Source organism: Aquimarina sp. I32.4 (assembly GCF_002924285.1).
In the GTDB taxonomy this organism is placed as follows: Bacteria; Bacteroidota; Bacteroidia; order Flavobacteriales; family Flavobacteriaceae; genus Aquimarina.
In genome coordinates this window covers 18,681-40,932 of the sequence record NZ_PGUB01000044.1, presented here as the reverse complement: position 1 = coordinate 40,932, position 22,252 = coordinate 18,681, and the positions used below count along the sequence as shown (strand labels likewise).

The window sequence follows — 22,252 nt, the reverse complement described above, 5'->3', positions numbered from 1 at the left end:
GAAATTTAAAATACAGCATAAAGCTAGTAAGAATCAACCATATTGTCAATATTTAAAATCCTATTGCATAATTCAGGATAATTTTACTTTATCTTGTTTGGGTAATAAGTTAAACACCAATTTGGCAATCAAATCAGCTTCCAAAGTATACTCAGCGATAAAACGTTGAATACGTCTTAAAGAAGAACTAGTGTTAGCTGTAGTGTCAAAAGCATTTGCCAATTTATCAAAGGTTACAGATTGTACTTTACATAAGCTACTAATAAAAAGTGCTATTAGCTTTATGTGAGCTAGATTTATTTTTCCTTGAAAATGAGTGTTGAGAACAGAAGTTAATTCACTATTTTAGTAACAGCATTGGTTTTCTCCATTAGATAAATAGGTCGAATTATTTATTTAATATATTGAAAATCAATGCTTTATCTTAATAAAACCATGCATATTTTACTGATAATCAAGTAATTATATTTTTGTCATATACTGTGAAAAATCTTTCTTATTTAAAAAAGCCCTATCAACCTTGCTGATAGAGCTTTTTTACAATTAACACTACATTACTATGAAAAAAATTATTTATTACCTAGTACAACAACCTTGCTATATTTTGCATTAATTGTAATCATTTTATCTGTACTACGAGTTTTCTGAAAACCATTTATAAAAACATTTCCAAAATTATTTCTTGTATTTATTTCTAATGTTTTAGGTAAAGAAATTATACTTTGTGTTCCATTATAAGATAGATTTAAAGCCGATTTAGGTAACATGAACTTTAAATCGCTATTCTGAACTGCTAAATCAAGAGTAGAGAATGATTCTCCAAGACTGGCTATAGTAATCACTCCAAAGCTTCCTGATATTGCTCCATTCTCACCTAGTTGTTGAATATAAATATTACTAGAATCTGTATTAGCAAGGAGGTTTTTAGCTTTTTGTATCCTACAGTTCTTAACATAATTCAAAATCAACCTTCCGTCATTCCATTGTTTAATAAAAACAGGAGAATAAGCAGCCTTAATAAAAGTTTGTTTACCATCTATAACATTGCCCATAAGTTTGGTATGAGACAGAGATGCTTTTAAATTATTAGTCTTCTCTGCTAATTGCACATCTCCATGACGAATATTAAGCTTTAATTTAGCCTGTTTTGGCATATATACTTTTATTATCTTACTACTACTATTTGTAGTTGCTTTACTATTGCTATACCTATATACAGTAATATTAGCCGTTCTTGGTTGCTGTTCTCCTATATCCTGTATTAATTGTGATGCCCAAGCGTCCATTTGTTGGCCATATTGTTTACTCCATGTTTCTAAACGTATTTCTACTTGACCTGATGGAACATTTGATTCTTTTGCAAACTGCTTAGCCCATTTTTGTTTTTCTTTACTTATATCGTCTTTAAATTTTTCACGTATCTGGTTTTCCCATTGTGCGATATACTTTTCATTACTTTTATTAACTCTTTTATCCTTATAAGTAACATTAGATTGATTTTCAGAAAGAGCATTTGGCATAGGGTTTTTAGCCATATTTTTCATAATAGGCTCTAGCATACTGGTAATCATTGGTTCCAGCATTCTCAATTCTTGCAGATTTCTATTCGCTCTAGTATTACTAGAAGTCGTCACACTCCTACTCCATAAATTACCTGCTGTAGAATTAATTGTAACTTGTTGATCATCTCCTAATACACTTACTTGCCAACTATCTAGTATTCGTTTACTATTTTCATCAGAAAGATCTCCTTCTAAGTATGCCTCTACTACTATTGTATTTTTATTCCATGTTTCAAAAACAATATTAGTATGACTAGTATTAAGATTTACAGTGACATCATTATCAACTACAAGTTTTTTGCTCAACTTGTCTTGTCTGTCTTGCGCAAACAATCCTGTACAGCACAGCACCCCAATTGTAACAATATTAAGCTTGTATCTCATTGTAATTTTGGTTTTCAATTCGCTCTAATTCTTTTAGTTTATCTTTTAATCTATTCAAAAGGGATAATCGTATCGTTAAATTCTCCATCATTGCTTCTACACTCTGTACATTAGGGCCTACCTCTATCAATTCTTTATTGAGTTGTTGGTATTCTTTATCCAGATTGTTTAATCGTGTCATAAAACTTTCTACAAGCTCTCTATTAGAATCATCTATTGTTATCTGAGATAATTGAAATTTGATACTGGTAAGTATACTATTTTCGACTTCTTCATATTCTGGAGATATTTCTGCCAAAGGCGAAGTCTGTTTTGTTAATATAATTGACGAATTTTTTACTGATTCGTTATCAACATTTACTACCTCAGTTCCTTCAGTATTATTTATACTTAACTGATTATATGTTAATAATGACACAGAGAATATAACAACAATACTAGCAGCCATATTAAGCCAATGATATGTAAACTTTCTTGTCTTTTTAGGCAACTCTTTTTCTAATCTAGACAAAAAACGTTGTTCATGTCCTTCTTGTATGCGCTCAGAAGGGATATGTTTATCCTTTTTTAATAACTCTCTAATATCCTGTGCCATCTCTCAAATGTTTTAATTGTTCTTGCAATTGTTTTTTACCTCTATGTACTAACGTTCTTGAAGAAACGGGTGTTATATCTAATATTTCACTAATTTCATTATGGTCATACCCTTCTATCAAAAACAGCATGACTGCATATTTATATTTTTCTGGTAATGTTTCAATTGCTTTTTTCACCTCATCTACAGTAACAGAGTCAGACACAGACCAGTCATTCTGCTCCTCTACTGTTGACATAATCTGCTCATTAATTGCTACCATATTCATTTTTTTGGCTTTTAGCATATCTATGCTTTTATTAATTACAATTCGTTTCAGCCAAGCACCAAAAGTAACATCCCCTGTAAACTGATGAAGCCTTGTAAATGCTTTGATAAAAGACTCTTGCATAGCTTCCTCTGCCTCGAATGGATCTTTAAGAAACCGCAACGCTACATAATACATACCATCACAGTATTTATTATAGAGTTTCATTTGCGCTCTACGATCATTAGTCCTACATTGTTCTATTAGCTCGCTTTGTAACAAACTTTCTTAACTTTTGGTTAGTGATTATTTTTCAAAAAAATCGTCTTTTCAATGGTATTCATTTATATAGACGGAAACACATATTCTGTGTTGCAAAATTAAGTATAAAATTTACGTTTATTTAATAATTTAAGTCATCCCAAACTGTTAGCCATACAAAGTAAAGATCTCTCCTATAGGGTCTCCAGTTTTTTAAACATTAATAGTATCAAAGAGTCATAAGGTAGAGTTATACTTAATAAACCTGCCATAAAGGGAAAAATATTATTGTGTCCTATATACAATTCTATCTATAGAATATGTAAATTTTACCTTTAAAAATGTTATATTTAAGATTAAAAAGAAATCATGACAAAACTTCTAAAACAAACTGCATTTATTGTATTAGGGTTAGTGATAATTGGATTTGCAGGGATGTATTTTCTAAAACAAAATACTAAAAAACACAGTCCAGAAGAGACCATTACTCATACCGCAAAAGGAACTGATTTCACTGTTTTTTATAACCGTCCTTATAAAAAAGGTAGAGTAATTTTTGGCGATCTTGTTCCGTTTGATCAAGTGTGGAGAACTGGGGCTAATGAAGCAACTACTTTTACTACTAATAAAGATATACAGGTTGATGGCACTATCCTAAAATCAGGAACTTATACTTTATGGACCATCCCAAATCCAAAATCATGGAAAGTTATTTTCAATAGTAAAAAATATGATTGGGGAGTACATATGAATGGTACGGCAAAACGAGAAGCTGAATTTGATGTACTTACTGTCGAAGTGCCCGCGCACCCATTACTCAATATAGTAGAACAATTTTCTATATATTTTGAAGATATGAATGAATTTACAACTATGTATATTGCTTGGGATAGAACCGTTATTGCCGTTCCTATCAAAAGTTAACTTCTAGTAGATCTGTAAACCTTTATATCGAATATATGAGTTTACAAAAAGGAATGCATAACTTTGTCATAAATCTATCTATTCAGTGTCTAGTAATTCTGCCAAAAATACTACCCCTTTATCAAAAGTACCTTCTAGTACTAGTAATCTGTCTATTAACAGGTTTAAAAAACTACAGCAAAAAGAAATTTTAGTTGATTCAATTTTTAAATCGATTGTTACCAATGATACAGCAGCGTTAAGCAAAGGGATTACATTGATAGAAAGTACAAAAAAGAGTCATCTACAAAAGGGGCAACAACTTATAGAAATGTGCCTTCCTCATGCTAATAACTCTGTAAGAATAGGTATAACCGGAGTTCCTGGGGTAGGTAAAAGTACATTTATAGAAGCTTTGGGGAACTTATTACTAAAGAAAGGAAAAAAAGTTGCTGTTTTGGCAGTAGATCCTAGTAGTTCTATCTCACATGGAAGTATACTGGGTGATAAAACCAGAATGGAATCACTTGTGCAATCCCCTAATGCATTTATACGCCCTTCTCCTTCTGGAAAATCTTTGGGAGGTGTTGCCCAAAAAACCAGAGAATCTATTATTCTATGTGAAGCTGCTGGATATGATGTAATTATTATTGAAACTGTTGGCGTAGGACAAAGTGAAACCGCTGTACATAGCATGGTAGATTTTTTTCTATTACTAAAACTTGCTGGCGCAGGTGATGAACTACAGGGAATAAAAAGAGGAATTATAGAGATGGCAGATGCTCTTGTTATCAACAAAGCAGATGGAGATAACCTAATTCCTGCTAGAAAAGCCAAAAATCAATTTAGAAAAGCATTACACCTTTATCCACTTGCTCAAAGTAGTTGGTCTCCAGAAGTACTTACATGTAGCGCTATAGAAGGTACTGGTATCGCAGATATCTGGATAATGATTCTAAAATACCTTGATATTACTGCCAAAAATAGTTTTTTTGAAGAAAATAGAATCCAACAAAACAAATTTTGGCTATTACAAACTATAGAAGAACAATTGAAAACTTCTTTTTATAATCATCCAAAAGTTAAAGCCGTTTTAGATACTCAAACAACAGCTGTACAACAACATAAAATAACTCCTTTTGCCGCTGCTAGATATCTATTGGATATAAGTAAAAAATAACTCTCAAAATAAAATCGCTGTGTAGTGTGTCATTCTAATGCGACTAAAAGCTAAATTCACTTTATATACAGAGTAACAAATTGGTAATTTCTACCAACTCTCAATTGAAATTACCTCCTAAAATTATTTCTTTTCACTCCATACTTCAAAATAAAATTCAGATCACAGTCGTTTCAATTCAAAATTAGTATTACTTCTAATGAAAACGGTATACATACCCTAATCCTAGCTCAGAGAAATCAGCTTGCCCAAGGTTTGCATTAATATGTGCAGCCAGAAAAAAATTGTTTACAGGAGATTTATACGTATTAAACAAATAATACTTTATTCCTAATCTACTAGATATAGTACGTTTTACTTTATAATACCAATCTAACTCTCCTAACTTGGTATATTTATCATTATAAAACTCTCCTTGACTTAATTGCCAATCTATTTTATAAAAAGGTTTATAAATATTGAACCCAAAATCAAATTCTATTCCTACATGCCCCAGTAACAATTCACTAGTTACAAAAACCCCAAAATTGGTAGCATACCGATAAGGATGTTTTCTAAAACGTGGTACTTGCTCACTTATAAGTTCTTTATTATCATTTATATGATCATAATAATGCTCATAAAACCGATAATACCCTCCTACTCCAAATTTATAAGTTCTATTAATAATTTTACCCATAGATAGTGCTGTAGAATACACTTCTTTTTTATCATTAAAAATTCGAGAAAGTACATTTTGGCCAATTCCAGTTCTGAAAGAAAAATAGTACTCTGAAGATTTCTTTTTTGTTACATTTTGTTTCGCATTCTCATCATTAATATACTGAGGATTATTTCCTATCTGTGAAGATAAACTGAGCAAAAACGAATTAAGTCCTTGGTTAGGTAATCTTGTATGGCCATTAGAAAAATGAGTATATCCTAATCCTATGCGCCAATCCATCTTCTGTCTCTTTACAATATCGTAATATAAAAATGATCTAAAAGACCAATTAACATCTGTAGTAATAGCTCTGTTAAATGGATTTGTATCAGCGTCATATTTTGTATCTAAGTACGATACCCCCATTGCAATGTTAAAATTCCATCTTTCTGAATACTTTTTAAACAAATCTACTTCTACAAAAGGCATAATAGTATATGCAAATCCTATTTTTTTTGTATTTCCAAAATTAGTAACACCTAGTGAAACTCCTGTCTTTGGATATCCCAACTCAACAGCCCATTGCTGATCAGACCCCATACTATGCATCCCCATGCTAACAAAAAAAGAGGTTTGCAATTTAGTTTTAGGAAAATCAGTATTTGCTTCCATTGTTTTCCCTATAAGAACTTCGGGGGTTATAAAAAGTGACTTCTTGTTTTTTACAGTTGATGTTTGTCCTCGTAATTGTACTCCAATAAATAACAGAAATAGATAGTATCTCGTTTGCTTCATGTATATTTTGTATCAGGTATCTAGGTTATTTTTCTCTATATTCATTACCCGATTGTTTACATAATTACTCATTATACATACTAAAGTCTTATTTCTCATATTGATATAATCTACTATATAATTATTTGGATAGTTTTTCTTTTATGTGTCAATCAAGGGTAAATCACTACTCTTTAGTCTTTTCTTTTTAAGGAATAGTTCCTATTTCGTTAAATTTCCATTCTCCTTTTATTTTCTTAAACTGAAAACTATGTTGTCCTCCTTCATGATAAAGTGTAGGTTCTGTTGTAGTCACCAAAACTTCATAATGGGCTACCTCTTCTATTTCTCTTTTATAAAAAATTGTTTTCCTTTCTTTTAATATTTGTACAAATACTGTATTAAAAATTAAATCATAGTCATTTTTTATAAAATCATCTATCGAAATATAGATATCTTTTGTATAAAGAGTAGTATACCATTCAGGGTCTGTTTCCCTTTTTTTATCCAATTCTTCTTGTTCTATGATTGTATTTTCTAAACACAAATAACAGCGTATCGATTGATTAGAAAGAGTTTTAAACCCACTTTTATCTTGTCTGGCAATAATATTCAAAAACTTTTTCCAAACCTGAGTAATATCCTCTGTTTCATCAACATGTTGGCTCGCATCTTTTGATGGTATAAAAGATGAAATTAATAGTGATAAAAACAATACAGAAACTATTTTTTGAATTCTCATTAAGGTTTTTATAGATAATTGCAGGAAATCACGTTCAAATAATTGTAGATTAAAAAATATGCTGATCAAGTGTATTTTTTAATCTATACTTACTTTTAAGTTTTAAACTTATAAAAATTTGATGTTATTACAAAAAGAAAACAATATCAAAAAATCACCTACAACAATATTTTATGCAGATTTCAACCTATGAGGCAATTGAAGATCATAGCTACAAAAGTAGCTATCATAAAATTATAACAATATAACACAGCTTACCAATAAAGCATTATTTATCGCTTATATCACCGATTTCATCTTTACTCATTTCTTTGGGAATAGCACTTATTTTTGTGTCGTTTTCATCTTCTTCAAAACTCTGCATCGTATCTGCCAATCGTTTACTTATTTTTACCAAATAAATTGTATCCTCTGTTCTTACCTCAACAGCTTCGATAGCCTCATTATACTGATTTTTGAATAAAATAATATCCCTATCACTATATCCATCAGGAAATTTATCTACCAAAAGATTTAAAATATTTTTATTAAGTTTCTTGTAATCAACAATCATTCTTTTCATAGTTAGTAGGTTTAAGAATTAGTTTTATATCTTAAAATAATAGTGTCCTCTATTATAAACTTTGTAGTGTCTTATTTAAAACTTACTTCTAGCAATTTGAACTGACCGCACACCTATACTTATGCTATATGATTTCTTATTACAAGTCTAAATAAAAAAAATGAAACTTTCAGAAATATCATTCAAAAAAACCAATTATTTTTTTGGAATTTTACTTGTTAAAAATCATAATTTTCACACTAAAACCAAGTAATGTCAAAACTTTTCAGGACATTTATAATGGTATTCTATTATTACAAACACAAATAGACAATAATACACCAAACTTATACTTATGAAAAACAGCCTGTTATACATATCTTTGGGCATATTAATCTTCTTTTCTTTTTTTTATATTTCTATACTCTCGAAACTTACAATGTAATAGAGGTTTTCTCTATTTATATTCGTGAGCGATTTGGCAGATTCTACCTATGGCTAGGACTACTTTGTGTTTTATTACTTATTATTTTAGCTTTTTCACCTTGGGGAAAAAGACGATTAGGAAAACCTTCAGACCAACCTCAATTTTCCAGATTGGCTTGGATATCTATGCTATATAGTGCTGGTATGGGTGCAGGGATCTTATTACGCGCTGTGCAAGAACCTGTTTTTATGGCACATAACCCTCCTATTAACACAGAAACTAACCCCAAGATTATTGCATTAGAATACACTTTTTATCAATGGGGATTTACTGCTTGGGCATTCTATGCTGTATTTGCTATTATTATAGGATACTATCTATTTGTAAAATCTCAAAAGGTATTATCTAGTAGTGCATTTTTACCTATTCAACAACTGACTACTTCAAACAGATCTAGAAATATTATTTTTGGAAGTATTGATGTTCTAGCAATTCTTACCACAGTATTTGGTTTGGTAGCCGCTATTGGGCTAGGGACTACTCAAATACAAGGTGGATTAAATCATATTTTTGCGAAAGATTTTGGCCTCAATACCACTATTCTTATACTGGTCATTATCTCAGTATTAGCATTTATCTCTGCTTTTAGAGGAGTCAACAAAGGAATTAAAATCATCTCAACCTGGAATATCTATATTACACTAGGCTTATTGTTTTTTGTCTTTATACAAAGTGATATTGTATCAATCATCAATCATTTTTTTATTGCCTTGTATCATTATATAATTGATTTTATTCCTCTTAGCCTAGCTTATGGCCAATATGATCCAGGAGAAAAATTTCTTACAGACTGGACCTATTATTATTGGGCTTTTTGGTTGGCATGGGCTCCTTTTACAGGAATTTTTATTGCACGTATCTCCAAAGGCCGTACCATGAGAGAAGTTATTTTAGGAGTACTTCTTATACCGAGTTTGGGAACATTTTTTTGGTTTACCACTTTTGGGCATTCTGCTTTTGATATTATTGAGGATTTTGGAACGTATCAAGGACAATTTGACAATCTGTTTAGTTCTATTTTTGTCTTTTTTGAGCACTATCCTTTGCAAGGTTTCATCAATATACTCACCCTTTTATTATTAATGAGTTTTTTGGTAACCTCTCTAGATTCTGCAATTTTTGTATTGAGTATGTTTACAGATAATGGTAAACAAGAACCATCAAAAAAACACCGCCTTTTATGGAGTAGTATACTCACTATCCTATGTATTGGCATTCTTCTCTTAGGAAATGTAAAAACAGATATCAATGTATTAATCGCTATGCAAAAGTTACTTATTATTACCTCCTTGCCCTTTTCTTTATTAATGGTGATAATGATTGCATTATTTATATGGTATTATAGAAAAAACATAAGAAATTAGTAACCTCTAATAATATGTTATTTTCGACGTTATGTTATGTCGGTATACTACTATATGGTAAAGACAGTTTTACAAAAAAAATGGACCAAAAAGTTCTTATATCTATCATGTGGAATCGCTTTTTTGGCATTATGCTTTTACGCAAGTATCTATTTTGGATTATGGGGGGAATTACCCAACAAAGAACAGTTAAGCTCTTTGAAACAGGCAGAAGCCACTCAAATACTTGACAAGGACAATCACCTTATTGGTAAATATTACATCTATGATAGGCAACCAATAACGTATAACGACCTACCACAACATCTTATAGACGCCCTTATTGCAACAGAAGATGTACGCTTCTATGGGCATACTGGAGTAGACAATACAAGCCTATTACGTGTGTTTTTTAAAACTATATTACTCGGCAATAAATCCTCTGGAGGCGGAAGCACAATAACTTTACAATTAGCAAAAAATCTTTTCGGAAGAAAAAAACATCCAATACTTAGTACCGTAGTTAATAAAATTAAAGAAGCATTCATTGCCAAAAGAATTGAGAATATTTATTCTAAAAGTGAAATTATCACCCTATATTTTAACACAGTCCCTTTTCCTGATAATACGTATGGAATTGAAAGTGCTTCTCAAAAATTCTTTAATAAATCTACTTCTCAACTCACTTTATCTGAATCTGCTACACTTATTGGATCACTAAAAGCTAATCATAGTTTTAATCCTAGACTCTTTCCTGAAAGAAGTCAACTCAGAAGAGATGTTGTATTACAACAGATGGTAAAATACAATTATATAAGCGCCAATCGATCCAACAGAGCAATGAACCAACCTATCGTTTTGGATTATCAATATTTTAATCATGACCTTGGCCTAGCTCCTTATTACAGAGAAGAGGTGAAAAAAGAATTAACCAAGGCTTTAGAACATCGTAAAAAACCTGATGGTAGCGCATATGATATTTATAATGATGGATTAATTATACACACTACTTTAGATTATAAAATGCAATTTTTGGCAGAAAATGCTATGAAAGAGCATATGAAAACTTTACAGTATGATTATGAAAAATCATATGGTAGTGATGCTCCTTGGAAAAACAATCCTGATCTTATCAAAAATGCAGTAAAAAACCTTACCGCCTATACTACCTATAAAGAGCAAGGACTTACCGAAAATCAAATTAAGGATTCCCTTTCTGTAAAAAAAGATATTGAATTATTTGAGTGGGATGGTAATATTACTAAAAAAGCATCTTCTTTAGATAGTCTACAACACTATTTAAAATTTCTTAATACGGGTATGATTGCTATAGAGCCAACAACAGGTGCTGTAAGGGCATACCTTGGCGGAATTGATTACCGTTATTTCAAATATGATCATGTCTCACAAAGTGAACGGCAAGTAGGGTCAACTTTTAAACCTTTTGTATATACCACTGCTATAGAAAATGGTATCAAACCCTGTTCTTATTTCTCTACAAAAGAAATTACATATACAAATTTAGAAAACTGGACACCAAAAAATGCTTCTATAGAAAATGACCCGCATCTTAATTTTACCTTAGAAAAAGCACTAAGTAATTCTGTAAATACTATAGCGGTAAAAGTATTAAACAAAGTAGGCATACCCAATGTTATTGATCAAGTAAAAAAACTTGGTATTACAACTGCTTTATCTCAAAACCCTGCAATGGCCTTGGGTACAGATGTTATCAAACTTAAAGAGCTTGCGGGAGCATATTCCAGTTATATAAACCAAGGAAAAAATACAGTTCCTTTTTACATTTCTCGTATCGAGGATAAAAACGGGCATACCATTGCTTCTTTTACTCCTAAAATAGCAGATACTGTTGCGTATAGCGAGTATACAAGATTGGTCTTATTACAGATGATGAAATCAACAGTAAAACAAGGTACCGCAACCAGACTCAAAACTTATTACAACCTTGATAATGATATTGCGGGTAAAACAGGAACAACACAAGACAATAAAGATGGGTGGTTTGTTGCCATTACTCCAAATCTAATTATTGTTACTTGGGTAGGCAATGATAACAATATAGGTTTTAAAACTACTGCTTTGGGCCAAGGAGCCAATACCGCATTACCTATTTTTGCAAAATTGTATCAAAAAATGAATCAAGACCCATATTTTGATCCTATTACCAAAAGTAAATTTGAGGAAACCCCGCCAGAAATCATGAAAGATCTGTCATGCAAACCAGAAAAAAGAGATAGTTTTTTCAAAAGGATTTTTGGTAAAAAAAGGAAAAAGAAAAGGTTTTAAACTTTTTACCTAGCAGCACCAGTATCACCATATTTTTGGATTAAAAATGTATGTAGTTTATATGCTAAGGTTCCAAACAAAATTCCAAAAACCATTCCTGTAACTACATCACCAGGGTAATGAACTCCTAAATAGATTCTACTATAACTTACAACAATAGCCCATACTACCATAAATGGGAATATATATTTTAGATATTTACGTAAAGTTAATCCTGCAAAGAAAGCCAATGCCATAGAATTTGCTGCATGCCCAGAAAAATACCCATGTCTTCCACATCTTTCTGCTATTATACGTGTAAATTCTGACACCCCAGCTGCTCCACATGGTCGTGGTCTCATAACCAATACATTTTTAAACAAATTTGCCGTTTGATCAGCTACTGCGATTAATAATGCAACAACTACCAAAGTGATGATCGTACCTCTAATTCCAAAATATTTATAGAAAAAAACAAGAAGTATTAGGTACAAAGGAATTTGATAGAATTTTTCAGTCATAAATAACCAAAACCCATCCCACATAGGAGATCCAAGGTTATTGAGATATAAAAAAAGGTCTTTATCTAGTTGTATAAGGTCTTCCATTATAGCGTATTTATTTGTTTTTTATTCACCATATCGTTCTATCTCACGATCATAAAAATTATTGGCTTCTATAAACAAATTTTCTGCCTCACTCAATAATTCTTTCTCATCATCTTTATCAAACTCTTCTAGCCATTCAACTTCATCATTTTGCAGATTAATTATAAATCTTGGAAACTCGGTATGAATTACGAAGATGGCGTCTGGATAATCTGTATTATCACCTAATAAAAATTTTGGGAAGTCCATAATGAATACTTAAAATTACAAAACCTCAAAGGTACTTTTTTTGGGGAATCCAGAAAATTATTATGTAATTACTATTCAATTTTAATTTCTACTCTATTATTTGATTCTGGATCAAGATTTGGATCTTTATCAACTATAGGGCTTGTATTTCCTGCAGCAATGACTTCTATTATAGATTCATCTATTCCTTTTTCTATAAAATACTTTTTCACATTACTGGCTCTCATTCCAGACATAATTTCATTTTCAAAAGACGAACCTGCATCGTCTGCATGCCCAATAATCTTTACAGATTTCACTTTGAATATACTTACATATTGTATATAAGAATCTAATGCTTTCTTGATTTCTTTATATGCTTCGCTTTCACCTACCAAAAATTCTATAGGAGAAAAATCAAGTGCCATATCACATACTTGTCCAGAAGTTAGATTTTTGGTATCCCTCATTTCCATTAGCAATACATCATCGATAAAATAGTACGCTGTATCAAAACTACCTCCTTTTACAGATTTCCCTTTAGGGCTATCAGCAAAATATCCTAATGAAATATATTTTTCAGTTCCTTTTGCTCTATACACTCCACAAACCTTGGACCACCCTTTTGTATTACATACCATTTTTGATGATTGTACATGTAAAGGGTATTTTGAGGTTGTAGTAATTTTTGGGACTCTTGCTGTAAAATAAGAACCTATAGACGAAGTACATGAATTTGAGATCCCTTCTCCTAAGGAGACATACATGTGAAAATAATAATATTTTCCTTTTGATAAAGGTTTTTTTAGTTTGGCAGTTACTCCTTCTTTATAAGGCCCTCCTGCAATATACATCCCTACTTTTCCTTCTCCTGTTCTAGGTTCCTGCTCACCAAATTGTTTTAAAAAATTAGGAGATTTATGAATAAATCTAATCTCTTCTAATCTTGGGTGATAAGCATCTGGCGAATTGATTGCTGATTTCCAATCTTTAATAATTCCAAAATTCTGCATCTCCATTGCCATTCTAGAAATAGCTACATTGGTAGTTTCAAAACTGGGATTAGGAATAAGGTTCTGGGTTTTACTATGAGTAAAGTTTTGGCCTGTACTACTTTGAGCAATCAATAGAGTGAAGATAGCAAGCAGCAGACAAAATTTAGAATTTGGGACTCTCATCTTTTGTATTCTGTTTTTTTGGAAAGATAGTTAATTATTCGTTAATACCAAATAAACGTATTAAGTATAAAAAAGGTATTTCATCATCCTTTTTTTATTTAAAATTTCTATAAAAACATGCTGACATATACCTATAAACAGCAGAAATAACGCGTTATTTTTTGTGAATCAACTTCTTGGTTAATATATTAAATCTAGCATATAACAATACTGCAGAGGCTGAAAGACCTGCTAATAATCCTATCCAGATTCCTGAGCTTTTATATGTTGTATATAATCCTAAATAATAACTAATAGGAAATCCAACAACCCAGTAAGCGATAAATGTAATCAGCGTTGGTATTTTTACATCTTGTAATCCTCTTAATGCTCCCAAAACTGTTACTTGTATTCCATCAGAAATCTGAAACAAGGCAGCAATTACTAATAATTTGGCCGCAATCACGATGGTTTCTGTATTGTCTGTAAGGTTTTCTGCTTCTTTAATATCTAGATAAATTTGTGCTAGTGGCTCATTAAATAAAATAAAAATCAAAGCAAATACAACTTCTATCAAAAAAGTTAATAAAAATATAGAAATCGCAATTCTTCTTAAATCTTTGAAATGCCCAAGCGCTTTTTGATTTCCTACTCTTACCATAGCAGCTACATTTAATCCCATTGCTACCATAAAAGTCATAGACGCAAGATTTAATGCGATTTGATTTGCTGCTTGCGGTTTTTCTCCCAAAATTCCAGACAACCAAATAGCCGCAGTAAAAATAGCTACTTCAAAAAACATTTGTAATGCCGATGGAAAACCTAACGCTATAACCTTACGCATCATTTTACTTTCTAAAACAAAAATTTTGATCTGTGTAACATACGGTTTTGATTTCTCTTTATCTCTTAAGAAAATCCATAAAAAAATAACCATTACAAATCGCGACACTAATGTACCTACCGCTGCTCCTACAATTCCCATTTTTGGAAATCCAAACTTTCCAAAAATCAATAAATAATTTAAAATTATGTTTACCAAATTGGCTATCAATGTTGCATACATAGGTATTTTGGTCATTGATAATCCATCAGAAAATTGTTTTAATGCTTGAAAAACTATTAACGGAATTAAAGAAAATGCTACTAGATCTAAATAAGGTATCGCAAGCTCTACAACTTGTGCTGACTGTTTCATTGAATACATCAATGGTTTTGCCAACAAAATCAGTAAAAATAATATAGTACCTAGAGTAGTACACAAAACCAAACCATGTTTGAATGCAGATTTACCAGTATCAAAATTATTGTTACCATCTGCTTCTGCTACCAATGGAGTAATTGCAGTAGAAAAACCAATTCCCAAAGACATAGCAATAAACATAAAACTGTTCCCTAGAGATACTGCTGCCAATTCTGTGGTTCCTAATTGTCCCACCATTATATTATCAACCAAACCTACAAAAGTATGCCCAAGCATACCCAGCATTACTGGTGCTGCCAATTTTAAATTATATCTAAATTCTTTGGTGTATTGTTGTAGCATTTTACAATTTTGAGAATGCAAAGGTATCAGAACTCTAAGAATTCAAATTATTCTTATCGTATTTTTAACGTTACCTATGATTATTTAAATTTTTTCTAAAGAAGAAATCGAGGTTATCTTCTATAGATATCTAAACTTATTCTAAGACTTATATATTCTATACAATATCATCGACACGACTAGTAGAATTAGCTATTTATCTACTGTAAGCTCATTATCATTAGGGATATCATATTCATTACATGTTTCCTTTTTTTGTTCATATGTTTCTGGGGTGACTTCTACCCAATATTCATCTCCAAAAAAATTAAAGAAATAACGTTTATCGACATAGAGTTCAAACGCCTCTTCTACCTTAAAATAACTACTATCCAAAACTTGGTTACCTAGTGTATCTTTATGGGTAATAGAGGTATATTTTTCTTTGAGATAATGCACATACACCTCTTTATTACAAAAAAGAATATGTTTTGGTTCTCCTGCTCCTTCATCCCAATTAACATCTCCTCTATCTACAGTAAAACTATAGGTGTATTGATGTGTAGAATTATAGATATGCTTGGTCAAAACGCCTTTATAACTTGTATTTTTATTTATTTTCTCTACAACCAGATGCTTCCCGTTTTCTAATATTTTTTTGGTCTTATCTACTTTTGTAATCGTTTTTGAAGTACAGTTACCAAACAGTCCTAGAACTAATACAAAAAAAAGTACTTTATATACTTGGTATATCATTTTACTCCATATTTATCAAAAAGATATATTAGACTCGTCATGGTTGCAGCTCCTAATTCTAATTCTCTTTTATTCACAGCTTCAAAAGTATCATTCTTGGCGTGATGATAATCAAAGTATCGTTGTGAATCAGGCCGCAATCCTGCCAAGACCATTCCTTCTTTTTTTAAGGGCCCTATATCTGCTCCGCTTCCTCCTTTAGCAAAAAAGTGAATTAAATAGGGTTCAAAAAGAGGTTTCCAACCTTCTATTTGTATAAAATTTTCTTCATTACAATCAAAAGAGAACCCTCTTGGGGTAAACCCTCCTGCATCACTTTCTAAAGCAAAGACATGATTTTCTTTTTTGCTTTCAGCAACTTTTGCATATTTTTTACCACCACGTAATCCATTTTCTTCATTCATAAACATCACTACTCTAATAGACCTTTTTGGTTTGTATCCTATCTCTTTAAATAATCGTAACACCTCCATAGATTGTACAATTCCAGCTCCATCATCATGAGCCCCATCACCTAAATCCCAGGAATCCAGATGTCCTCCTACTACCATATATTCATTAGGGAATTTTGCACCTGTAATTTCGCCAATTACATTATAAGATTGTACATCTTTCCAGGTACGGCAATTCATATTTAAACTAAATTTAATCTTAGGGTTTAATTTAAGCATAGAGCTTAATAAATCTGCTCCATTGGTACTAATTGCGGCAGCAGGAATTTTATCAATGTCTTTAAGATCTCCATAACTCATTGCACCTGTATGCGGGAAATCATCTAATCTCAGGTTCATAGAGCGTACAATCACCCCTACTGCTCCAAACTTTGCTGCTTCTGCCGCTCCAGAGTAACGTTGATCCACGCATCCTCCATATGCTCTGAATGTTTCTATAAGATCTGCCTGCATTGGTCGGTTATAAAATACTATTTTACCTTCTATCGCGGCTGTTCCTAGTTTTCTAAGTTCTTCTACACCTTGTACTTCTACTACGGTTGCTTTTATTCCACCTATCAATGTAGGTACAGATCCTCCCAATGCACATATAGGTACATTTGTTGTTTTACCTGGCTCTGTTTCAATATAGGCAAATTCTGTTACTCCTCTAGTCCATTTGGGTACCATGACTGGTTGTAACCACACTTTATCAATGCCTAGCTTTTTTAATTCTTTTTCTCCCCATTCTACCGCTAATTGCGCATTTACAGATCCAGATAATCTTCCGCCTATCTGATTTGATAAATAATCTAGCCATGCATAACTCTTTCCGTTAAGCAGAGAGGTCGTATATATTTTTTTTAATATAACCGAATCTTCTTTGGCATCATTTTGCGCATATCCATTTAATGATAAGATAACAAAGACAATGGGGATGATTATTTTTAACATACTATGTGTTTTATCTTTTTTATTCGTTTTCTAATTGTTGTTTATACAGACCCAGATTTGCTTTTGTTTTATCATCTAATTCTGGTTCTTGTATATCATCGTATTCTCGCAATGTATCATATAGCGTTTTTGCTACAATATATCTTGCAACAGGTTTATCATCTGCTGGAATTACATACCATGGTGCATGGGGCAATGATGTTCTATTAATAGCATCCTGATAGCAAAACTGATATTGATCCCAAAGTTTACGTTCTTCTAAATCTCCTGCAGAAAATTTCCAGTTTTTCTCTTTTTTTTCTAACCTGCGAAGCAATCTATTTTTTTGTTCTTCTTTTGATAAATGCAGGTAAAATTTATAGATCAATGTACCATTATCGGCAATATGCTTCTCAAAACTCCTGATCTGTTCAAAACGTTGATCCCAAAAATCATCATTTATATCGTCAACTGTATCTATCTGAGGGATGTTTTCTCCCATTATATATTCTGGATGTACTCTTGTTACCAACACATTCTCATAATGTGTTCTATTAAAAACTCCAAATTTACCACGTTGTGGCAGAGCTATATAATGTCGCCATAAATAATCATGCCCTAATTCTCGTTCTGTTGGAACCTTGAAACTATGTACAATTATACCTCGAGTGTTGAAATCCTTAAACACTTCTCTTATCAGGCTGTCTTTTCCTGCTGTATCCATTCCTTGAAGGCATATTAGCACAGCATATTTACCATGAGCATAGAGGGTATCTTGAAGTTCTCCTAGTTTCTCTCTAGTTTTTTCAAGTTCTTTTTCTATTTTTTTTTCGTTCTCTCCTAGGTCTAAAGTAGTCGGTATTTTGGATAATTCTACGGTTTTTGATACCTTAAAATCTTCGTGCGCTATCTTCTTCATATCATGATTTGTGTTTGCCTCCGAAAGATACTAAAGTTTTAGATTTGTAGGAAAATAGTTTCGTATTCTATCAATTTATAGGATTAAACTTACTCCTCAATATATTTATCTGGCATTAAAATCATAGCTAAAACCTATAAGGAATGTGTCATACCTTCTGCCTAAACTTTTGATATTAAGCTCTGCAAAAATATGTACTGGTATTGTTATTTGATGTAAAGCTCTTAATTTGATCTGTCCGCCATGATTAAAATTGCCTGTTCTAATCCCTAAAAAGGCTTTATCTTCTATGGTCTCAAAAAAGCTAGAATCATTACCTATATACCCCATCCCTGCGGTAATCGTAGTTGGATACCAATTAAATAAGATTAAATTTACTCCTACTGCCAATTCATTATACCCCTCATACGCATCAGTTGCATTTATGGCAAATGAGCGATTATACTCTCCTATAAAAGTGGTATAGCAATTAAAGGAATATTCTACCCTTCCTCCTAAAGTCAATTCATTTGCTACTCCAAAATTTTTTGCTACTACCAAACCATAATTAATTGCTCCTGGGTCATATTGAGCAGATATAGTGTTGCATATAAATATTGTTGTGATTAAAAATAAAATTCTTTTCATTTATTTAGAGGCATATCTATTTTGGTCGTTCAACAAGATGAATTAATTACAATCAATAATTAATTATAATTCAAAATTCATATTACGAAATGATTAATTATCTCCTAATTATTTTATATCAAAAAACTATTGAATAACTAATAGTTACTTAGCCGCAAATAACTTTACATCTTCTTCACTTACTTCTTTACCACCAAGAATGATCAAACGCTCTACAACGTTACGTAACTCTCTAATATTACCTGTCCAATCATATTGCTGTAATTGTTTTATCGCTTTGTCAGAAAACTTTTTAATAGGAGATCCTTGCTCTTTTGATATTTTTTTTGCGAAATATTCTACTAGCAAAGGAATATCTTCTCTTCTATCATTTAGAGCTGGAACTTTTATCAAAATCACTGCTAATCTATGATATAAATCTTCTCTAAATCTATTCTCTGCGATCTCTTTTTTCAGATCTTTATTTGTGGCCGCAACTACACGTACATTTACCTTTATGTCTTTATCACTACCTACTCGCTGAATTTTATTTTCTTGTAAAGCTCTAAGTACTTTTGCTTGTGCAGAAAGGCTCATATCTCCTATTTCATCCAGAAATATAGTTCCTCCATTGGCTGCTTCAAATTTACCAGCACGATCTTTATTTGCAGAGGTAAAAGCTCCTTTGACATGTCCAAAAAGCTCGCTTTCTATTAATTCTCCAGGTATAGCCGCACAGTTTACTTCTATCATTGGTCCTTTTGCGCGATCACTCTTTTGGTGAATCCAATGTGCTACTAACTCTTTACCTGTTCCATTAGGCCCTGTAATCAAAACTCTTGCATCCGTAGCAGAGACTTTTTCGATTATATTTTTAATATCAGAAATCGCTGAAGACTCCCCTATCATTTCATAATTCTTAGATACTTTTTTCTTCAGCATCTTATTCTCTACTACTAATTCTTTACGGTCAAGAGCATTACGTACTGTATTAAGTAATCTATTTAAATCAGGTGGTTTAGAGATATAATCAAAAGCTCCTAATCGCATTGTATTTACCGCTGTATTAAGATCACCGTGACCAGAGATCATAACCATAGGAATTTCTGGTTTTATCTTTTTTACAGCTTCTAGTACTTCTACTCCATCCATCTTTGGCATTTTGATATCACAAAGAACTAGATCGTAATCCTCTTTTTTTATTTTTTCTATTCCAGCAAGTCCATCTTCGGATTCAAATACTTCATATTCATTATTTTCTTCAGATAAAATTTTCACAAGAACTCTTCGGATTGCCGCTTCGTCTTCAATTACTAATATTTTTGCCATTATATTTTTAGTTTTATTCCGCTTCGCAAATAAAATGTATTTTTATTATTTATAGACAATACATCATTTTGATTCTTATCTCGTAAGCGAATTTCATTACTTAATGTATATCCTGCATAGGTGTAGAACAATAAGTGTTCCGTAAAATAATATTCATATCCTAATGAACTCAAAAAAGTAAGCATTGATGCATTTTCTGCTATCTTATTATTTCCATTCGCATCTGTAAACACTCTATTACTTTGCAAATTACCATAAAAACGATCTAATCCTACAAATGCCTGAAGTGTATTTTTTTCATTAAAAAAATATTTTATACTTGTTTTGGGTGTACCTATAGAATATGACCAACTAGGATGAAATCTTTTAAAATAATTAATGATTGGTAACGGGAAGTTGAGACTTGCAGGGGTTGTATATTTTAGCCCTATGACCAATCCTGCTGTTTTTGGTGCTTCTTTATTTTTATAACTCTTTACAAAATATACAGATCCCGTATATCTAAAATCATCACTTTTTACTCCTGACTCTTCAAAATTAGATGAAATTCCTATTCCTGCCTTGACACCAAATCGCCAGTTATTCTTCATCTTAAAAGTATACCCTAATTCAATACCTGCAGTATGAAAGTTATTGATCTCTTCTTGCGTATTGAATAGCAGCGCATCCTTTATTTGTAAATTATTAAATCTATACTGCGGACTAATCACAAGGTAGGTTCCTTTATCATCCATTTTTATAGGGTAATTTGCAGAAACTCTGAATCTACTATATACATTATCACTTTGCGCCTGTGGGACATATGTATATTCTATTCTTGCCAAATTAGTACCTTGACATCGCATCGCCTTACAACAGCATAAAAAAACATATATAAAAAGCAGAAGATTTTTTATCATTTTTGTAGCATCTGTATCCTTTTTATCATTCTTTTATAATAGTAACTTCTCGTTGTGGGAAAGGAATATTTATATTATGCTCTCTGAATAAACGATCTATTTCAAATCTTATTTCACTTTTGGGTATTCCTGCCAAAAAACTATTATCTATAGTAAACATTAATTGAAAATTGAGTGAACTATCTGCAAAATCTGTAAACAGAACTAGTGGAGGAGGTTCTTTTAAAACATTTGAATTAGACAACGCAGCTTTTGTCAACAAATCTTTGACCAATTGAGTATCACTACCATATGCAACCCCAACAGAAACTGATTCTCTGGTTAAGGTTCCATTCTGTGTCCAATTATATAAAGAGGAGGACATATATTTATGATTAGGTATAATCAAGACCTTATTATCTATTGTCACCGCTCTGGTAGTCCTAAGCTTTATTTCTTCTACTCGTCCTACTTTGCCCTCTAACTCAATAATATCACCAACATCAACAGTTTGGTCTATAAAAATAATTACTCCCGAAAAAATATCTTGAATAAATGTTTGTAACGCCAACCCAACACCTACTAATAACGCTGCAGAAGCAGCAAATATCCCCGTAATATTAAATCCGATACCATCAAGTGCAAAAAAAATAACAATTAGATACACGAAATATTTTGAAAAAGAAAAGACAGATTCGAACTTCAATCGATCTTGTCTTTTCATTCTACGGGTAAAAAACCTTTTGGTAATTTTGAGAATAACCGAGGTTATTACAAAAACGATAATTACAAAAAGTAACAGCCCTACGGTGAGTATAAAAGGATGTTCATCTGTTCCGAAATGAAAAATTTCAAAATTCAGAAAATCCTGCATCATATTCCATACATTTTTAGGGATCACCTCTTTTACATGATCTGTAATATCTTCTTGCAT

Annotated in this window: 22 protein-coding genes; 4 read left to right on the top strand and 18 right to left on the bottom strand. The window is 31.7% G+C overall.

Annotated features, from left to right (window positions below; genetic code table 11):
* Positions 1 to 72: 72 nt before the first annotated feature.
* From CVD18_RS22975 to CVD18_RS11505, 4 genes are all read right to left on the bottom strand, one after another.
* Positions 73 to 222 carry a hypothetical protein gene (locus CVD18_RS22975; protein ID WP_199185072.1) on the bottom strand — a complete coding sequence of 50 codons (150 nt, stop codon included), beginning with the start codon at positions 220 to 222 and terminating at the stop codon, positions 73 to 75.
* 347 nt (positions 223 to 569) lie between these two features.
* Entirely contained in the window at positions 570 to 1,946 is a 1,377-nt protein-coding gene (locus CVD18_RS11515; protein ID WP_103865591.1) for a hypothetical protein, read from the bottom strand.
* Positions 1,930 to 2,541: a hypothetical protein gene (locus CVD18_RS11510; RefSeq protein ID WP_103865590.1), complete on the bottom strand. Its 612-nt coding sequence runs from the start codon at positions 2,539 to 2,541 to the stop codon at positions 1,930 to 1,932. Before CVD18_RS11510 ends, CVD18_RS11515 begins: the two co-directional genes overlap by 17 nt.
* Complete coding sequence (locus CVD18_RS11505; RefSeq protein ID WP_233194534.1) at positions 2,525 to 3,070, bottom strand: RNA polymerase sigma factor; 546 nt, start codon at positions 3,068 to 3,070, stop codon at positions 2,525 to 2,527. The genes CVD18_RS11510 and CVD18_RS11505 overlap by 17 nt, the downstream gene beginning before the upstream one ends.
* A gap of 348 nt (positions 3,071 to 3,418) precedes the next feature.
* Here CVD18_RS11505 and CVD18_RS11500 point away from each other — a divergent pair, with 348 nt between their 5' ends.
* Positions 3,419 to 3,973 (top strand): DUF2911 domain-containing protein, encoded by a 555-nt coding sequence (locus CVD18_RS11500; protein ID WP_103865589.1) that lies wholly within the window; start codon positions 3,419 to 3,421, stop codon positions 3,971 to 3,973.
* 85 nt (positions 3,974 to 4,058) lie between these two features.
* Positions 4,059 to 5,132 carry a methylmalonyl Co-A mutase-associated GTPase MeaB gene (meaB, locus tag CVD18_RS11495; RefSeq protein ID WP_103865588.1) on the top strand — a complete coding sequence of 358 codons (1,074 nt, stop codon included), beginning with the start codon at positions 4,059 to 4,061 and terminating at the stop codon, positions 5,130 to 5,132.
* 196 nt (positions 5,133 to 5,328) lie between these two features.
* Here meaB and CVD18_RS11490 read toward each other — a convergent pair whose 3' ends face one another.
* From CVD18_RS11490 to CVD18_RS11480, 3 genes are all read right to left on the bottom strand, one after another.
* Complete coding sequence (locus CVD18_RS11490; protein WP_103865587.1) at positions 5,329 to 6,570, bottom strand: acyloxyacyl hydrolase; 1,242 nt, start codon at positions 6,568 to 6,570, stop codon at positions 5,329 to 5,331.
* A 187-nt stretch (positions 6,571 to 6,757) separates the two neighbouring features.
* Complete coding sequence (locus CVD18_RS11485; RefSeq protein WP_103865586.1) at positions 6,758 to 7,291, bottom strand: hypothetical protein; 534 nt, start codon at positions 7,289 to 7,291, stop codon at positions 6,758 to 6,760.
* Between the two features lie 268 nt (positions 7,292 to 7,559).
* On the bottom strand, positions 7,560 to 7,853 hold the full coding sequence (locus CVD18_RS11480; protein ID WP_103865585.1) for a hypothetical protein: 294 nt from the start codon (positions 7,851 to 7,853) through the stop codon (positions 7,560 to 7,562).
* A gap of 315 nt (positions 7,854 to 8,168) precedes the next feature.
* Between CVD18_RS11480 and CVD18_RS11475 the strand changes: the two genes are divergently transcribed.
* Both CVD18_RS11475 and CVD18_RS11470 read left to right on the top strand, forming a co-directional pair.
* A complete protein-coding gene (locus CVD18_RS11475; RefSeq protein ID WP_369858597.1) occupies positions 8,169 to 9,683 on the top strand; it encodes a BCCT family transporter in 1,515 nt (504 codons plus the stop codon).
* A gap of 54 nt (positions 9,684 to 9,737) precedes the next feature.
* Positions 9,738 to 11,969 carry a transglycosylase domain-containing protein gene (locus tag CVD18_RS11470; protein WP_103865583.1) on the top strand — a complete coding sequence of 744 codons (2,232 nt, stop codon included), beginning with the start codon at positions 9,738 to 9,740 and terminating at the stop codon, positions 11,967 to 11,969.
* Positions 11,970 to 11,974: 5 nt separating this feature from the next.
* Here the strand turns inward: CVD18_RS11470 and CVD18_RS11465 are convergent, their stop codons facing one another.
* The 11 genes from CVD18_RS11465 to CVD18_RS11415 all read right to left on the bottom strand — a co-directional run bounded on the left by CVD18_RS11465 (position 11,975) and on the right by CVD18_RS11415 (position 22,252).
* Positions 11,975 to 12,556: a phosphatase PAP2 family protein gene (locus tag CVD18_RS11465; RefSeq protein WP_103865582.1), complete on the bottom strand. Its 582-nt coding sequence runs from the start codon at positions 12,554 to 12,556 to the stop codon at positions 11,975 to 11,977.
* Between the two features lie 21 nt (positions 12,557 to 12,577).
* Positions 12,578 to 12,805, bottom strand: coding sequence for a hypothetical protein (locus CVD18_RS11460; RefSeq protein ID WP_103865581.1), 228 nt, complete (start codon positions 12,803 to 12,805; stop codon positions 12,578 to 12,580).
* Positions 12,806 to 12,876: 71 nt separating this feature from the next.
* The gene (locus CVD18_RS11455) at positions 12,877 to 13,962 is read right to left on the bottom strand and encodes an OmpA family protein (protein WP_103865580.1); all 1,086 of its coding nucleotides are present in this window, start codon (positions 13,960 to 13,962) and stop codon (positions 12,877 to 12,879) included.
* Between the two features lie 154 nt (positions 13,963 to 14,116).
* The gene (locus tag CVD18_RS11450) at positions 14,117 to 15,487 is read right to left on the bottom strand and encodes an MATE family efflux transporter (RefSeq protein WP_103865579.1); all 1,371 of its coding nucleotides are present in this window, start codon (positions 15,485 to 15,487) and stop codon (positions 14,117 to 14,119) included.
* 192 nt (positions 15,488 to 15,679) lie between these two features.
* Positions 15,680 to 16,222, bottom strand: coding sequence for a hypothetical protein (locus tag CVD18_RS11445; protein ID WP_103865578.1), 543 nt, complete (start codon positions 16,220 to 16,222; stop codon positions 15,680 to 15,682).
* Positions 16,219 to 17,607 carry a M20/M25/M40 family metallo-hydrolase gene (locus CVD18_RS11440; RefSeq protein ID WP_103865577.1) on the bottom strand — a complete coding sequence of 463 codons (1,389 nt, stop codon included), beginning with the start codon at positions 17,605 to 17,607 and terminating at the stop codon, positions 16,219 to 16,221. Before CVD18_RS11440 ends, CVD18_RS11445 begins: the two co-directional genes overlap by 4 nt.
* 19 nt (positions 17,608 to 17,626) lie before the next feature.
* Positions 17,627 to 18,505 carry a PPK2 family polyphosphate kinase gene (locus tag CVD18_RS11435; RefSeq protein WP_103865576.1) on the bottom strand — a complete coding sequence of 293 codons (879 nt, stop codon included), beginning with the start codon at positions 18,503 to 18,505 and terminating at the stop codon, positions 17,627 to 17,629.
* Between the two features lie 105 nt (positions 18,506 to 18,610).
* The gene (locus CVD18_RS11430) at positions 18,611 to 19,132 is read right to left on the bottom strand and encodes a hypothetical protein (RefSeq protein ID WP_103865575.1); all 522 of its coding nucleotides are present in this window, start codon (positions 19,130 to 19,132) and stop codon (positions 18,611 to 18,613) included.
* A gap of 144 nt (positions 19,133 to 19,276) precedes the next feature.
* Positions 19,277 to 20,440 (bottom strand): sigma-54 dependent transcriptional regulator, encoded by a 1,164-nt coding sequence (locus tag CVD18_RS11425; RefSeq protein ID WP_103865574.1) that lies wholly within the window; start codon positions 20,438 to 20,440, stop codon positions 19,277 to 19,279.
* Positions 20,440 to 21,285: a DUF6268 family outer membrane beta-barrel protein gene (locus CVD18_RS11420; RefSeq protein ID WP_103865573.1), complete on the bottom strand. Its 846-nt coding sequence runs from the start codon at positions 21,283 to 21,285 to the stop codon at positions 20,440 to 20,442. Before CVD18_RS11420 ends, CVD18_RS11425 begins: the two co-directional genes overlap by 1 nt.
* 79 nt (positions 21,286 to 21,364) lie before the next feature.
* Positions 21,365 to 22,252, bottom strand: a complete 888-nt coding sequence (locus tag CVD18_RS11415) for a mechanosensitive ion channel family protein (RefSeq protein ID WP_103865572.1) — start codon at positions 22,250 to 22,252, stop codon at positions 21,365 to 21,367.

What these genes read in the sequence shown, in the direction of transcription:
- CVD18_RS11515 (WP_103865591.1), bottom strand. Translation starts at nt 1,946, where the DNA reads ATGAGATACAAGCTTAATATTGTTACAATTGGGGTGCTGTGCTGTACA.
- CVD18_RS11510 (WP_103865590.1), bottom strand. Translation starts at nt 2,541, where the DNA reads ATGGCACAGGATATTAGAGAGTTATTAAAAAAGGATAAACATATCCCT.
- CVD18_RS11500 (WP_103865589.1), top strand. Translation starts at nt 3,419, where the DNA reads ATGACAAAACTTCTAAAACAAACTGCATTTATTGTATTAGGGTTAGTG.
- CVD18_RS11490 (WP_103865587.1), bottom strand. Translation starts at nt 6,570, where the DNA reads ATGAAGCAAACGAGATACTATCTATTTCTGTTATTTATTGGAGTACAA.
- CVD18_RS11485 (WP_103865586.1), bottom strand. Translation starts at nt 7,291, where the DNA reads ATGAGAATTCAAAAAATAGTTTCTGTATTGTTTTTATCACTATTAATT.
- CVD18_RS11480 (WP_103865585.1), bottom strand. Translation starts at nt 7,853, where the DNA reads ATGAAAAGAATGATTGTTGATTACAAGAAACTTAATAAAAATATTTTA.
- CVD18_RS11470 (WP_103865583.1), top strand. Translation starts at nt 9,738, where the DNA reads ATGGTAAAGACAGTTTTACAAAAAAAATGGACCAAAAAGTTCTTATAT.
- CVD18_RS11465 (WP_103865582.1), bottom strand. Translation starts at nt 12,556, where the DNA reads ATGGAAGACCTTATACAACTAGATAAAGACCTTTTTTTATATCTCAAT.
- CVD18_RS11460 (WP_103865581.1), bottom strand. Translation starts at nt 12,805, where the DNA reads ATGGACTTCCCAAAATTTTTATTAGGTGATAATACAGATTATCCAGAC.
- CVD18_RS11455 (WP_103865580.1), bottom strand. Translation starts at nt 13,962, where the DNA reads ATGAGAGTCCCAAATTCTAAATTTTGTCTGCTGCTTGCTATCTTCACT.
- CVD18_RS11450 (WP_103865579.1), bottom strand. Translation starts at nt 15,487, where the DNA reads ATGCTACAACAATACACCAAAGAATTTAGATATAATTTAAAATTGGCA.
- CVD18_RS11445 (WP_103865578.1), bottom strand. Translation starts at nt 16,222, where the DNA reads ATGATATACCAAGTATATAAAGTACTTTTTTTTGTATTAGTTCTAGGA.
- CVD18_RS11440 (WP_103865577.1), bottom strand. Translation starts at nt 17,607, where the DNA reads ATGTTAAAAATAATCATCCCCATTGTCTTTGTTATCTTATCATTAAAT.
- CVD18_RS11435 (WP_103865576.1), bottom strand. Translation starts at nt 18,505, where the DNA reads ATGAAGAAGATAGCGCACGAAGATTTTAAGGTATCAAAAACCGTAGAA.
- CVD18_RS11430 (WP_103865575.1), bottom strand. Translation starts at nt 19,132, where the DNA reads ATGAAAAGAATTTTATTTTTAATCACAACAATATTTATATGCAACACT.
- CVD18_RS11425 (WP_103865574.1), bottom strand. Translation starts at nt 20,440, where the DNA reads ATGGCAAAAATATTAGTAATTGAAGACGAAGCGGCAATCCGAAGAGTT.
- CVD18_RS11420 (WP_103865573.1), bottom strand. Translation starts at nt 21,285, where the DNA reads ATGCGATGTCAAGGTACTAATTTGGCAAGAATAGAATATACATATGTC.
- CVD18_RS11415 (WP_103865572.1), bottom strand. Translation starts at nt 22,252, where the DNA reads ATGCAAGAAGATATTACAGATCATGTAAAAGAGGTGATCCCTAAAAAT.